Source organism: Nonomuraea sp. NPDC050404, from assembly GCF_040655495.1.
In the GTDB taxonomy this organism is placed as follows: Bacteria; Actinomycetota; Actinomycetes; order Streptosporangiales; family Streptosporangiaceae; genus Nonomuraea.
The window spans coordinates 146740-161461 of the sequence record NZ_JBFAKB010000026.1 but is presented as its reverse complement, the minus strand read 5'-3'; the positions used below and the strand labels follow the sequence as shown (position 1 = coordinate 161461).

Annotated in this window: 8 protein-coding genes; 6 read left to right on the top strand and 2 right to left on the bottom strand. The window is 69.7% G+C overall.

The annotated features are described in order from the left end of the window. The first annotated feature begins 33 nt into the window (after positions 1-33). From AB0I81_RS48755 to AB0I81_RS48745, 3 genes are all read left to right on the top strand, one after another. On the top strand, positions 34-1758 hold the full coding sequence (locus tag AB0I81_RS48755) for an ABC transporter ATP-binding protein (protein WP_360673354.1): 1725 nt from the start codon (positions 34-36) through the stop codon (positions 1756-1758). A 97-nt stretch (positions 1759-1855) separates the two neighbouring features. After that, positions 1856-3628 carry an ABC transporter ATP-binding protein gene (locus tag AB0I81_RS48750; RefSeq protein WP_360673351.1) on the top strand — a complete coding sequence of 591 codons (1773 nt, stop codon included), beginning with the start codon at positions 1856-1858 and terminating at the stop codon, positions 3626-3628. Positions 3629-3734: 106 nt separating this feature from the next. Beyond that, the gene (locus AB0I81_RS48745; protein ID WP_360673349.1) at positions 3735-5645 is read left to right on the top strand and encodes a peptidoglycan recognition family protein; all 1911 of its coding nucleotides are present in this window, start codon (positions 3735-3737) and stop codon (positions 5643-5645) included. Here the strand turns inward: AB0I81_RS48745 and AB0I81_RS48740 are convergent. Beyond that, on the bottom strand, positions 5608-6498 hold the full coding sequence (locus AB0I81_RS48740; protein WP_360673346.1) for a MurR/RpiR family transcriptional regulator: 891 nt from the start codon (positions 6496-6498) through the stop codon (positions 5608-5610). The two genes, AB0I81_RS48745 and AB0I81_RS48740, sit on opposite strands and share 38 nt — an antisense overlap. 157 nt (positions 6499-6655) lie before the next feature. Continuing rightward, positions 6656-9241, bottom strand: coding sequence for an alpha-glucan family phosphorylase (gene glgP / locus AB0I81_RS48735; RefSeq protein WP_360673343.1), 2586 nt, complete (start codon positions 9239-9241; stop codon positions 6656-6658). A 243-nt stretch (positions 9242-9484) separates the two neighbouring features. Between glgP and AB0I81_RS48730 the strand changes: the two genes are divergently transcribed. From AB0I81_RS48730 to AB0I81_RS48720, 3 genes are all read left to right on the top strand, one after another. Then, on the top strand, positions 9485-11548 hold the full coding sequence (locus AB0I81_RS48730; protein WP_360673340.1) for an alpha-1,4-glucan--maltose-1-phosphate maltosyltransferase: 2064 nt from the start codon (positions 9485-9487) through the stop codon (positions 11546-11548). A gap of 72 nt (positions 11549-11620) precedes the next feature. Then, entirely contained in the window at positions 11621-13321 is a 1701-nt protein-coding gene (gene treS, locus AB0I81_RS48725) for a maltose alpha-D-glucosyltransferase (RefSeq protein ID WP_360673337.1), read from the top strand. A 3-nt stretch (positions 13322-13324) separates the two neighbouring features. Further along, the gene (locus tag AB0I81_RS48720; protein ID WP_360673334.1) at positions 13325-14656 is read left to right on the top strand and encodes an aminoglycoside phosphotransferase; all 1332 of its coding nucleotides are present in this window, start codon (positions 13325-13327) and stop codon (positions 14654-14656) included. Positions 14657-14722: the final 66 nt, after the last annotated feature.

The window sequence follows — 14722 nt, the reverse complement described above, 5'->3', positions numbered from 1 at the left end:
GAACGGGATACACCGGCCGCTAATGTGCGATACATGGCAGATGGGATCATGGCGCCGGGAACCCCCGATTGCCGCAGCGCCGGACGGTACCTGTGGTGGCTGGTCACCCAGCAGCGCGGCCGGACGGCGCTGGGCGCGTGCCTGGGCACGGCCTGGATGGTGTGCCTGACCCTGCCGCCGTACTTCCTGTCCCGCGCCATCGACGACGGGCTGACCAAGGGCAGCTATCCGGCGCTGGCCGGCTGGGCCGCGGCGGTGCTCGGCGCCGGGGTGCTGCTCGCGTGGCTGGCCATCATGCGTCACCGCACGATGACGAAGGTGCGCATGGACGCCATGTTCCGGTCCGTACAGGTGGTGATGCTGCACACCACCCGCCTCGGCGCGGCGCTGCGGCGCAAGACGTCCACCGGCGAGGTCGTCACGATCGGGTTCGGCGACGCCGCCATCATGGCCAACGTGCTGACCATCACCGGCCCCGGCGTGGGCGCGGTGTTGTCCTACATCGTCGTGGCCGGGCTGCTGCTGGCCGTCTCGCCGCTGCTCGCGGCCGTGGTCCTGCTCGGCGTGCCCCTGATCGTCGTGCTGCTCGGCCCGCTGCTGGGCCGGCTGCGCGGCGTGGAGACCGCCTATCGGGTACGGCAGGGCGAGCTGGCCGCGCGGTTCGTGGACATCGCGGGCGGGCTGCGGGTGCTGAACGGCATCGGCGGCAAGGACGTCTACGCCGACCGCTACCGGCAGGGCTCGCAGGCACTCCGGCGGCAGGGCTACCGGGTCGGGACGGTGACGAGCTGGATCCGCTCGCTCGGCGTCGGCCTGCCCACGCTGTTCCTGGGCGCGGTGACGTGGCTGGCCGCCCGGATGGCCGTCCAGGGGGACATCACGGTCGGGGAGTTGGTGGCGGTGTACGGGTACGCCGCCGTGCTGGTGGTGCCCGTGTCGTTCTTCGTCGAAGGCGCGTACGACATCAGCCGTGGTCTCGTCGCCGCCCGCAGGACCGTGCACTTCCTGACCCTCAAGCCCGACAAGAGCGACGGCGGCCTCGACGCTCCCGGCTCGCCGGCCCCCTTGTGCGACCCGGACTCCGGCGTCGAGATCGCGCCCGGCAGGCTGACCGCCCTGGTCAGCGCCCGTCCCGCGGAGGCGGCGGCGGTGCTCGAACGGCTGGGCGGGTTCACCGCGTCGGCCGTGGCCTGGGGCGGGGTCCGGCTCGGTGACATCGATCCGGCACGCGTACGCGAGCACATCCTGCTCGCCGACAACGAGGCCGACCTGTTCGCGGGCCCGCTCCGCGACATCGTCGCGGGCCGCATGGCCGCCTTCAACCCTGCCGCCTCCGACCCTGCCGCCATCGACCCTGCCGTCGAGCGTGCCGTGCATGCGGCCATGGCCGACGACATCGTGCAGGCGCTTCCTCACGGGCTGGACTCACGCATCGCCGCCCAGGGCCGCAACCTGTCCGGAGGCCAGCGGCAGCGCGTGCGCCTGGCCCGCGCCCTGCTGGCCGACCCGGAGATCCTCCTGGCGGCCGAGCCCACCTCGGCCCTGGACGCCCACACCGAGGCGAACGTGGCCGATCGGCTGTGCGCCACGCGGACCGGGCGGACCACGGTGGTGACCACCACCTCACCTCTCGTCCTGGACCGCGCCGACACCGTCTACTACCTGGTCGACGGAACGGTGGCGGCCACGGGCGACCACCACGACCTGTTACGCGACAATCCGGGCTACCGCGACCTCGTATCCCGGGGTGACGACTGATGACCGGCACACCCCGTACGCCCCCGCTCGCCCCGGCACGAGAACCGTTGACCGGCACGCCCCGCATGACCCCGCTCGTCCCCCGAGGTGAGGACCGATGACCAGCCCGCCCCCGGTGGCCGGTTCCGGTCAGTTGCCGATCGCCGAGCCCGCGCAGGCCCGCCGCGCCGCACTGCGGCTCATCCGCGTCGACGGGCGCGCCTTCGCCGGCATGCTGGCGCTCAACGCCCTGGCCGCGGGCGCGGGCCTGGCCGCGCCGTGGTTACTGGGCCGCATCATCGACGAGGTCAAGGCGGGCTCGGAGCTGGCCACCGTGGACCGGCTGGCCCTGATCATCCTGCTCTGCGCCGTGGCCCAGTTCCTGCTGTCCCGGTACGCGAACTACGTCGGCCACCGTTTCGGCGAACGTACGCTGGCCCGCATCCGCGAGCAGTTCACCGAGCGCGCGCTCGCCCTGCCCTCCTCGGCGGTCGAGCGCGCCGGCATCGGCGACCTGACCACCAGGGGCACCACCGACGTGGCCACGGTCGGGGTCATGCTGCGCGACGCGGGTCCCGACGTGGCCATCGCCTCGGTCCAGGCCCTGTTCATCCTGGGCGCGGTCTTCGTGCTCAATCCGCTGCTGGGGGCGTGCGGGCTGCTCGGGCTGGCGGGCATCTGGTTCGGCTCCCGGTGGTATCTGCGCCGGGCGGTGACCGCGTACCTGGCCGAGGGCGCCGCCGGTTCGGCGCTGGCCGAGGAGCTGGCCTCCACCACCTCGGGGGCCCGCACGATGGAGGCGCTCCGGCTCGAACAGCTCCGCATCGCCGCCGGTCAGAGGGCGATCGAGGAGAGCCGCCGCACCAGGCTCAAGACCCTGTTCCTGCGCACGGTGCTCTTCCCGATCGTGGACGTCTCCTACACCATCCCGGTGGTCGCGGTCCTGCTGATCGGCGGCGCGCTGATGATGCGGGACCCGAACGCCATGACGCTGGGCACGGTCGTCGCCGCGGCCCTCTACCTGCGCCAGCTCGCCGAGCCGATGAACACCATCCTGGAGCAGCTGGAGCGCCTGCAGGCCAGCACCGCCTCCTTCACCCGCGTCGAGGGCCTGGCCGCGGCCCCCGGCAACGGCACCGCGTTGGCCGCCCCGGTCCCGGCCGACGACCGGATCGAGGTCAGCGGCGCGTACTTCGCCTACGACGGCGGCCGCGACGTCCTGCACGGGGTGGATCTGCGGGTACGCCCCGGCGAACGCCTGGCCATCGTCGGCCCGTCGGGCGCGGGCAAGACGACGCTGGGCAGGCTGCTGGCCGGCATGGACGTCCCCAGGAGCGGCTCGGTCACCGTCGGCGGGGTCCCCGTGGCCGACCTCGACCCCGCCCTGCTGCGCGAACGGGTCATCCTGGTCACCCAGGAGATCCACGTGTTCCTCGGCACGATCAGGGACAACCTCCAGATCGCCGCCCCCGCCGCCACGGACGCCGACCTGCGCGCGGCCCTGGCGGCGGTGGGCGCGGACTGGTTCGACGACCTGCCCGACGGCCTGGACACCGACCTGGGCCACGGGGCGCACCGCCCGGACGGCGCGCAGGCCCAGCAACTGGCGCTGGCCCGCGTGGTCCTGGCCGACCCGCACACGCTGATCCTGGACGAGGCCACCGCCCTGCTGGACCCGGGCACGGCCCGCCACACGGAACGCGCCCTGGCCGCCGTACTGAAGGGCCGCACGGTCATCGCCATCGCCCATCGCCTGCAGACGGCTCATGACGCGGACCGGGTGGCGGTGATGCAGGACGGGCGGGTCACGGAGCTGGGGACGCATGAGGAGCTGGTCGCGGCGGAGGGCGCGTACGCGGCCCTGTGGCACTCCTGGCACGGCGAACGGTGAGGGTGCCACAAAGGATGAAAATTGTCTTCGCAAAGATCTCGCTTGCGAAGGAAACTGTTGAGACGCTGTTCTGGCACCAAGCACCCCCAGTCCCGAGGAGTGATCCATGCGCAGACTACTGGCGATCTCGCTCGTCGCCGTCCTGCCGTTAAGCAATGTAAGCGCGGCTCACGCCCAGGAACCGGCCGACCGCCAGCAGGCGTTCGCGGCGGCGGCGCAGGAGTACCAGGTTCCGCAGAGCGTGTTGCTGGGCGTCTCCTACCTGCAGTCCCGGTGGGATGCCCACGCCGGGCAGCCCTCCAGCGACGCCGGGTTCGGGCCCATGCACCTGACGGACGCGGCCGCGTACACCAACGCCAACCACCACCACGAGGGGGCGGAGGACTCGCGCGGCGACGACGGCAGGCCGCTGCCCCCCGCCGAGGCGCCCGCGCCGGCGGAGGTTCCCGCCTCGTTGCGGACCATGGAGCGGGCCGCCGCGCTCACCGGTGAGAGTCACGAGAAGCTGCGTAGCGACGATGCCGCCAACATTCGCGGTGGTGCGGCGCTGCTGGCCGACTATCAGAAGGCGCTCGGCGCGCCGCTGAGTGAGGACCCGGGTCAGTGGTACGGCGCGGTCGCCAAGTACTCGGGGGCCGGGGAGTCGGGGGCGGCCAAGTTCTTCGCCGACGAGGTGTTCTCGGTCATCAGGGAAGGGGCCGAGCGTAAGACCGACGACGGCGGGACCGTCAGGCTGCCCGCCGTACCCGGTCTGACGGCGATCGCGAAGTGGCTGGACAAGCTCGGCCTGCGGCACACCCGGCCCGACGGCGTGGAGTGCCCGGCCTCCATCTCGTGCGAGTGGATCCCGGCCGCCTACCAGGAGCTGCCGGACAACGACTACGGGCACTACGACCTGGCGAACCGGCCGTTCAGCCAGAAGGTCGACTACATCATCATTCACGACATGGAGGGATATTTCCTGCCCTCCATCCGCCTCAACCAGGACCCCAACTACGGCGCGAGCTGGCACTACTCCATCCGCTCCTCCGACGGCCACATCGCCCAGCACATCAAGACCAAGGACGTCGGCTGGCAGGCCGGCAACTGGTACATCAACGCCAAGTCCATCGGGCTCGAACACGAGGGCTTCCTGGCCGAGGGCGGCACCTGGTACACCGAGGCGATGTACCGGTCGAGCGCCCGGCTGGTCCGCTACCTGGCCCTCAAGCACGGCGTGCCGCTGGACCGCGCGCACATCCTGGGCCACGACAACGTGCCCGGCACCCTGCCGACCACCGTGCGCGGCATGCACGAGGACCCGGGACCGTTCTGGGACTGGGCGCACTACTTCCAGCTCATGGGCGCGCCGCTGCGCGGGTTCGGCGGGCCGTCGTCGGGCTCCGTCATGATCAAGCCGGACTTCGCCACGAACAAGCCGTACTTCTACGGCTGCGACCGCAAGAACCCCGAGGCCGCCTGCCCGCCGCTGCCCGCGCACACCGTCTGGCTGCGCACCGAGCCGCGAGCGGACGCGCCGCTGGTCAAGGACATCGGCAAACACCCGACCGGCGAGTCCCTCTACAGCGTGTACGACCACAGCGCCCGCGCCAGCACCGGCCAGCGCTACGCCGTGGCCGGACGCCAGGGCGACTGGACGGCCATCTGGTACCTGGGCCAGAAGGCGTGGTTCCACAACCCGGCGAGCGCGCCGACCGCGGTGCCGTCCAAGGGGCTCGTGGTCACGCCGAAGCCGGGCAAGGCGACCGTCCCGGTGTACGGCAGGGCCTACCCGGAGCAGGAGGCGTACCCGGAGGGCATCCCGTACCAGGCGGTGACCCCGCTGCAGTACACGTTCTCGGCCGGCGAGAAGTACACGCTCGCGGGCGCGGCCCCCGCCGAGTACTACCGCGCGGTGACCTTCAACCTGGAGGACCACAAGGTCGTGCGGGGCAAGACGAAGTACCTGGAGATCCAGTACGGCCACCGCGTGATGTACGTCAAGGCTGACGACGTGCGGGTGACGTTCTCCGGGTGAACTCCTTGACCGCTCGCCTGGTGCTCGCCAACGCCTCCTGGGAGGAGTCGAACGTGCGCTGGGCGACGGCCACGAACACGCAGTCCACGACGAGGAGCTGGCTGATCCGGCTGGCCAGGGCGCCGGGGCGGAACTCCGTCTCGCGCCCGGCGGAGATCAGCACGTGCTCGGCCAGCTCCGCGATGGACGAGCGCGGGTTGTTGGTGATCGCGACCGTGGTGGCCCCGGCCTCCTTGGCCCGGCTCAGCGGCTCGATCACGTCGGGCGTCTCGCCGGAGGTGCTGATGCCGATGGCGACGTCGCCCGGCTTCAGCAGCACCGCGCTCGGCAGCGCCAGGTGCACGTCCTGGAAGGCGTGGCTGGACAGGCCGATGCGCAGCAACTTCTGCGCGATGTCCTCGGCCACCAGCCCGGAGGCGCTCACCCCGTAGGCGTCGATCCGCCGGGCCCCGACGATGGCGTCCACCACCAGGCCCAGGCGCTCGGAGGTGAGCTGGGCGACGGTGTCGTTGATCGCCTCGGACTCGGCCCTGGCGACCTTGTGGATGACCTCCGACAGCGGGTCGTCGGGGGCCAGGTCGCCGGGCACCAGCCGGTCGGGCTGCGCCGCTGCCGCCGCCAGGGCCAGTCTGAGCTGCGGATATCCGGCGAAACCGAGCAGCCTGGCGGTGCGTACGATGGTGGCCTCGCTGGTGCCGGAGGCGGCCGAGAGCTCGGTGATCGTGCTCTTGGCCACCGTCGCGGGGTCCTCCAGGATCAGGCGGGCGACGGTCTGGGCGGCAGGCGTCAGTGACGGCAGCACACCGCGAACCGTGGCCACCAGATTGTCGGCCCGCAGGCCAGTGTCATCCACCGTTTGAATTATGCCGCCTTTTTCCCATCTCTCCGCACCCCTTTGAAGACCACAAACCTGTTGGGAACCCCCACGGGCGGAGCGCCGACATGCGTGTCCGAGACCCGCTGCGCTCGCCGTAACTCACGCACCGGTTCCCGCCATGCGGTCCTCCCCCTTAGCGGAGGGTTCCGTTGGTCATGCCCGCCGGTTCCTCCGGCACGGCGATCAGGCCGAGTTCGGCCGGCGTGACCACCAGCGGATGGTGCGGCACCACCCGGACGGTGTAGCCGAAGGCCCCCGTACGGTCAAGCGGCACGGTGCCGGTGAAGTGCGCCCGCCCGTCGTCGTCCACCGACTGCGCGGACAACCTCGCATACGACGGGTGCACCAGCTCGTCGTGCGGCCCGACCTTGCCGTAGGCGGCCTCCACCTGCACGTCGTCCAGCTCCAGGTCGCCCAGCGCGATCGTGGCGCGCAGCTCGATGGCGTGACCCACCTCGGGGGTGTCACCCACGCCCGCCGCCTCGACGTGCTCGACCCGCACTCCGGGCCAGGCCCTGGTCACCCGCACCCGCCAGGCGGCGAACGCCTTGGCGGGGGCGTAGTGGTCGGCGCTGAGCGCGCGGGCCGAGGCGGCGGCCGGGTTGTAGAGGGTGACGACGTAGTCGCGCAACATCCGTCCGGCGAGCACCTTGGGACCGAGCGAGGTAAGCGTGTGCTTGACCATCTCCATCCAGCGGCGCGGCGGGCCGTCGAGCGCGCGGTCGTAGAACCGGTCGGACACCTCGTGCTCGATCAGGTCGTACAGGGCCGCGGCCTCCAGCTCGTCGCGCCGGTCGGTGTCGCTCACCCCGTCGGCGGTGGGGATCGCCCAGCCGTTGGTGCCGTCGTACCACTCGTCCCACCAGCCGTCGCGGATCGACAGGTTGAGCCCGCCGTTGAGCGCGGACTTCATCCCCGACGTGCCGGACGCCTCCAGCGGGCGCAGCGGGTTGTTCAGCCAGACGTCGCAGCCCTGCACCATGAGCTGCCCGAGCGCCATGTCGTAGTCGGGCAGGAAGACGATCCGGTGCCGGACGTTCTGCCGGTCGGCGAACTTGACGATCTGCTGGATCAGCTTCTTGCCGCCCTCGTCGGCGGGATGCGCCTTGCCGGCGATCACGATCTGCACCGGTTTGGCCGGGTCGAGCAGCAGTTCGGTCAGCCGTACGGGGTCACGGAGCATGAGCGTGAGCCGCTTGTACGACGGCACCCGCCGGGCGAACCCGATCGTCAGCACGTCGGGGTCGAGCGCGTCGTCGATCCACCCCAGCTCGGCGTCGGAGGCCCCGCGCTCGCGCCACGACCTGCGCAACCGCGCCCGCGCCCCATCGACCAGCCGCCGCCGCAACACGCCGCGGATCTGCCAGATGTCGTCGTCGGAGATCTTCTGGATGCCCTCCCAGCCGCGGGCCCGCTCCAGCAACGAGGGCACCTCGCGCTCGGCCAGCTCCATGAGCTCCCTGCCGACCCAGGTGGGAGCGTGCACGCCGTTGGTGATCGACCCGATCGGCACATCGTCCAGGTCGAATCCCGGCCAAAGATTTTTGAACATCTCCCGGCTGACCTCGCCGTGCAATTCGGACACACCGTTGACGCGCTGGGCCAGCCGCATGCCCATGACGGCCATGTTGAACCGCCCGGGGTCGGACTCGGCGCCCAGCGCGAGGATGCGCTCCACGGGCACGGTGGGCCAGGCGCCGTTGGAGCCGCCGAAGTGGCGCTCGATCATGTCCACCGGAAAGCGGTCGATGCCGGCGGGGACGGGCGTGTGCGTGGTGAACACCGTGCCGGCGCGCACCGCCTCCAGCGCCTCGTCGAACGACATCCGCGCCTCGGTCAGCTCGCGGATGCGCTCCAGGCCGAGGAATCCGGCGTGGCCCTCGTTGGTGTGGAAGACCTCGGGGTCGGCGTGGCCGGTGATCTTGCAGTACGCCCTGATCGCGCGTACGCCGCCGACGCCCAGCAGCAGCTCCTGCATGAGCCGGTGGTCGGTGCCGCCGCCGTAGAGGCGGTCGGTGATGTCCCTGGCGGCGGTGTCGTTGTCGGCCACGTCGGAGTCGAGCAGCAGCAGCGGCACCCGGCCCACCTGGGCCACCCACACCTGGGCGTGCAGCACGCGGTCGTCGGGCAGGGACAGGCGGATCTTGACGGGCGTGCCTTCGGAGTCCTTCAGCAGGCTCAGCGGCAGGCCGCCCGCGTCGAGCGAGGGGTAGTGCTCAAGTTGCCAGCCCTCGGGCGACAACGACTGTGTGAAGTAGCCGTGCCGGTAGAGCAGACCGACCGCGAGGATAGGCACGCCCAGATCGCTGGCGGCCTTGAGGTGGTCTCCGGCCAGGATGCCGAGACCGCCCGAGTACTGGGGCAACGCGGTGGCGATGCCGAACTCGGGCGAGAAGTAGGCGATGGCGCGCGCCCCTTCGGCCAGCGTCTGGTACCAGCGCGGCGCGGTCATGTATTCGCGCAGGTCGTCGGCGGCGTCGGCGAGGCGGCGCAGGAAGCGGCGGTCGGCGGCCAGCTCGGCCAGCCGGGCCGGGGTGACGGCGCCGAGCAGGGCGACGGGATCATGCCCGACCTGCTCCCAGAGCTCGGCGTCCACCTCGGCGAAGAGGTCCATCGTCTCCGGGTGCCAGGACCAGCGGAGATTGTGGACGAGCTCGCCGAGGGCGGCCAGCTCCGCGGGCAGGACGGTGCGGACGGTAAACCGGCGGATAGCTCTCACGTTTCTGCACCCTACGGGCTAGGAGGGACCTCTGAGTCCTTCACCCTCATGAAGGCCGTTCAAACCCCTTCCGGGAACAAGCATGAAGACGGACTATTGGGGCAACTTTCCAGGTTGTTGGACCTTCCCGCAGACACTCTCGGGGGGTCTATCCGCTGCTGTCCGCAATTTACATGCGAGGATCGAACTGCCAGGGAAAACCTCCGGCGGTACCGGGCGTACCGCCGCAAACTCTGAAATGCGATGATCGGACGAATTCCCATCTCGGACATCTCCCCCGTCGTCGACTGCGGGCAGTGGCCCGCCAAGGCGGTCGCCGGCGAGACCTTCCAGGTCTCGGCGACCGTGTTCAGAGAGGGCCACGACGCCGTGGCCGCGGGCGTGGTGCTCACTTCGCCCGACGGACAGCGCGGGCGCCTCAAACCGATGCGCGAGCTCGCCCCGGGCACGGACCGCTGGGGCGTGGACGTGAGCCTGCCCGCCGAGGGCGACTGGTTGTTCCGCGTCGAGGCGTGGAGCGACCCGATCAGCACCTGGCTGCACGACGCGGAGATCAAGATCCCGCGCGGCATGGACGTCGACCTCATGTGCGAGGAGGGCGCCCGGCTGTTCGAGCGGGCCGCCAAGGGCGTACGCGCGACCGGCTGCGCCTCGCAGAAGGAGCAGCCACAGAGGGACGGCGGCAACGGCGAGCCTGCCTGCGGGCATCGGGCGGCGCTGCTGTCGGTCTCGGCCACGCTGCGCGATGAGGATCTCGACCCGCGGGCGCGACTGTCGATCGCCCAGCTTCCCGAGACCGCCGCGCTGCTGGAGGCGCACCCGTTCCGGGAGCTGGTGACCAGGTCCAGGTCGCTCAAGATCAGGGTGGACCGGCGCAGGGCCCTGTACGGCTCCTGGTACGAGTTCTTCCCCAGGTCCGAGGGCGCGGTGGTCAACGAGCTGGGAGTGTCCAAGTCCGGAAATTTCCAGACTGCGGCCAAGCGGCTCCCCGCCATCGCCAAGATGGGCTTCGACATCGTCTACCTGCCGCCCATCCACCCCATCGGCACCACGTTCCGCAAGGGACGTAACAACACACTCAGCCCCGAGCCCGACGAACCGGGCTCGCCGTGGGCGATCGGCTCGGAGGACGGCGGCCACGACGCCGTCCACCCCGACCTCGGCACGATCGACGACTTCGACACGTTCGTCACCCGCGTCAGGGAGCTGGGCATGGAGGTCGCGCTCGACTTCGCCCTGCAGTGCTCCCCCGACCACCCATGGGTCAAGGAACACCCGGAGTGGTTCACGATCAGGGCGGACGGGTCGATCGCCTACGCCGAGAACCCGCCCAAGAAGTACCAGGACATCTACCCGCTCAACTTCGACAAGGATCCCGAGGGGATCTACATCGAGATCAGGCGGGTGCTGCGGCACTGGATGGACCACGGCGTACGCATCTTCCGGGTGGACAACCCGCACACCAAGCCGGTCGGTTTCTGGGAGCGGCTGCTGGCCGACATCCACCGGTCGGACCCCGACGTCGTCTTCCTGTCGGAGGCCTTCACCAGGCCGGCGATGATGCGCACCCTGGCCAAGACCGGCTTCCACCAGTCATATACGTACTACACCTGGAAGAACTCCAAGGAGGACGTGGAGACGTACCTCACGGAGCTCGCCCACGAGACCTCGTGTTACCTGCGGCCGAATCTCTTCGTGAACACGCCGGACATTTTGCACGAGTACCTTCAGCACGGCGGCATTCCCGCGTTCAAGATCAGGGCGGTGCTGGCCGCGCTCGCGTCGCCGGCCTGGGGCGTCTATTCGGGATACGAACTCTGCGAGAACGTACCCGTACGCCCGGGCAGCGAAGAATATCTGGACAGCGAGAAATACCAATACAAGCCTCGCGACTGGGTCGCGGCCGAACGCGAAGGATGGAGCCTGGCTCCCTTCATCACGCACCTGAATCTGTTCCGGAGAGCACATCCGGCGCTTCAGGAACTGCGTAACCTACGATTCCACCGGGTCGACCAGCCGGACATCGTCTGCTTCTCGAAGCGGCTTCCCGGCGCCTATGACGCGGCCACGCGAAGGCACGGGCTCGGCGACGTCGTTCTGGCGGTCATCAACCTGGATCCGCACCATACCCACGAGGCGACCGTTGACCTTGACCTGCCTGCCATCGGGCTCGACTGGAACGCAGAGTTCGTCGTGGACGACGAACTGTCCGGCGAATCCTACCGCTGGCGGCGGAGCAACTACGTGCGCCTCGACCCTCACATCCAGCCTGCCCACATTCTCACCGTTCGAGCCGCGCCACGGTAGAACAGATTTTCAGCGGGGAGTCTTCAACGTGTGTGACAGCGTCTCCCTCATAAGCCCTCCACGGAGCGGCTCATGAGCTCCACACCCATTCCCAACACCTTTGACGAGGAAAAGCCGCGCGATCCCTACTGGTACAAGCGCGCGGTTTTCTACGAGGTCCTGATCAGGGGTTTCGCCGACTCCAACGGTGACGGGACCGGTGACATCAGGGGCCTCATCAGCAAGCTCGACTACCTGCAGTGGCTGGGCGTCGACTGCCTCTGGTTGTTGCCGCTGTACGAATCGCCGCTGCGCGACGGCGGTTACGACATCGCCGACTTCATGAAGATCCTCCCCGAGTTCGGCGACCTCGGGGACTTCGTGAGGCTCGTGGACGAGGCGCACAAACGCGGCATGCGCGTCATCGCCGACCTCGTCATGAACCACACCAGCGACGCCCACCCATGGTTCCAGGCGTCCAGGCACGACCCCGAGGGTCCGTTCGGCGACTTCTACGTCTGGTCCTCCACCGATGAGAAGTACCAGGACGCCCGGATCATCTTCATCGACACCGAGACCTCCAACTGGACCTACGACCCCGTGCGCGGCCAGTACTACTGGCACCGCTTCTTCCACCACCAGCCGGACCTCAACTACGAGAACCCGGCCGTGCAGAAGGCGATGATCGAGGTGCTGCGGTTCTGGCTGGACCTGGGCATCGACGGGTTCCGGCTGGACGCGGTGCCCTACCTCTTCGAGGAGGAGGGCACCAACTGCGAGAACCTGCCCAGGACGCACGAGTACCTCAAGCGGATCAGGTCCGACGTGGACCGGCTCTACCCGGACCGGGTGCTGCTGGCCGAGGCCAACCAGTGGCCGACGGACGTGGTGGAGTACTTCGGCGACCCGGTCGGCGGCGGGGACGAGTGCCACATGGCCTTCCACTTCCCGCTGATGCCGCGCATCTTCATGGCCGTGCGCAGGGAGTCGCGCTACCCCATCTCCGAGATCCTGGCCCAGACGCCGAAGATCCCCGAGCACTGCCAGTGGGGGATCTTCCTGCGCAACCACGACGAGCTCACGCTTGAGATGGTCACGGACGAAGAGCGCGACTACATGTACACCGAGTACGCCAAGGATCCCCGCATGCGCGCCAACGTCGGCATCCGCCGCCGCCTGGCCCCGCTGCTGGAGAACGACCGCAACCAGATCGAGTTGTTCACCGCCCTGCTGCTGTCGCTGCCCGGCTCCCCGGTGCTCTACTACGGCGACGAGATCGGCATGGGCGACAACATCTGGCTCGGCGACCGCGACGGCGTGCGTACCCCCATGCAGTGGGACCCCGACCGCAACGCGGGCTTCTCCGACTGTGACCCCGGCCGGCTCTACCTGCCGGTCATCATGGACCCGATCTACGGCTACCAGGCCATCAACGTCGAGGCCATGCAGAAGAACGCCGGCTCGCTGCTGCACTGGACCAAGCGCATGATCGAGATCCGCAAGCGGCATCCGGTCTTCGGTCTGGGCGGCTATGCCGAGCTCAACTCCTCCAATCCCAGCGTGCTGGCCTTCGTCAGGGAGCTGGGCGACGACCGGATGTTGTGCGTGAACAACCTGTCACGCTTCCCGCAGCCGGTGGAGCTCGATCTGCGCAGGTTCGTCGGCGTCTCCCCCGTTGAAACCATGGGGGGCGTACCATTCCCGGCAATTGGCGAACTTCCGTATCTTTTGACGCTTCCCGGGCATGGGTTCTATTGGTTCACACTCCCGCCGGCCATCACCCAGGAGGAGTAGGACGTGCTTGACGAGCTCCTTGCCGCATGGATCGGCCGCCAGCGTTGGTTCGGCGGCAAGGGGCGCCCGATCGACGAGTTCTCGATCGACTCGGACGTCGAGCTGACGCCCGGTCTCAGGCATCTGATCGTCGCCGTCTGGCAGGAGGGCTCGCGCGACCGGTACCAGATCCTGCTCGGCGAGCGGGGTGTGCTGCCCAACCGGTTGTCCCATGCCCGCATCGGCGCCATCGGTCACACCTGTTTCTACGACGCCCTGCACGACGCGGACCGTACGAGCTGGCTGCTCGACGGCATGGCCAGGAACGAGACCCGCAGCGGCCTGCGCATGCGCCACGTCTCCGGCGTGCGCATCGACACCGCCCCGCGCAGCCTCGTCCTGGGGGCCGAGCAGTCCAACACCTCCCTGGTGTACGGCGACGCCTACATCTGCAAGCTCTTCCGCCGGCTCATCCCGGGTGTGAACCCCGAACTGGAGGTCGTCACCGCCCTGGCCGCCAGGGACGCGCCGCACATCGCGCAGCCGTACGGGTGGATCGAGGCCGACCTCGACGGCGTCAACACCACGCTCGCGATCATGCAGGAGTTCCTGACCCCCGCCAACGACGGCTGGGACCTGGCCCTGGCCAGCGTGCGCGACCTGTACGCCTCGCTCCCCCAGGTGACGGCGGCCGACGCGGGCGGCGACTTCGCGGCCGAGGCGCTGCGGCTGGGCGTGGCCACCGCCCGCGTGCACCACGAGCTGGCGAGCGCCTTCCCCACCGGCGTCGTGGAGTTGCACGAGGTCAAGCGCATGGCCGAGAACTTCAGGCGCCGGCTGGGCCGGGCCGTGGCCGAGGTGCCCGCGCTGCGCGAGCACGTGGCGGCCATCGAGGACGCCTACCACCGGGTGGAGCTGCTCACCGGCGAGGTGCCCGTGCAGCGGGTGCACGGCGACTACCACCTCGGCCAGGTGATGCGCACGCCGACGGACTGGGTGGTGCTGGACTTCGAGGGCGAGCCGGGACAACCGCTGGCCGAGCGCCGCGCCCTGTACTCGCCGCTGCGGGACGTGGCGGGCATGTTGCGCTCGTTCGACTACGCGGCCAGGCACCTGCTCGCCGACCATCCCCAGGCCGAGGAGCTGGAGCCCAGGGCCCAGGAGTGGGCCGACCGCAACCGGTCGGCCTTCCTCAGCGGCTACGCCGAGGGCGGCGGCGTCATCAGCGCGGCCGACGCGGCGTTGTTGCGGGCGTTCGAGTTGTCGAAGGCGGTGTACGAGGTCGTGTACGAGGCCCGCAACCGCCCCTCCTGGATATCGATCCCGCTGGCCGCCTTCCACCCACGCACCACCTAGACCTTCCCTGTGGCGGGTAGCCGGGGCCGGGTGTCGGTGGATGCATGTCTCGGACCTTCCTCGGAG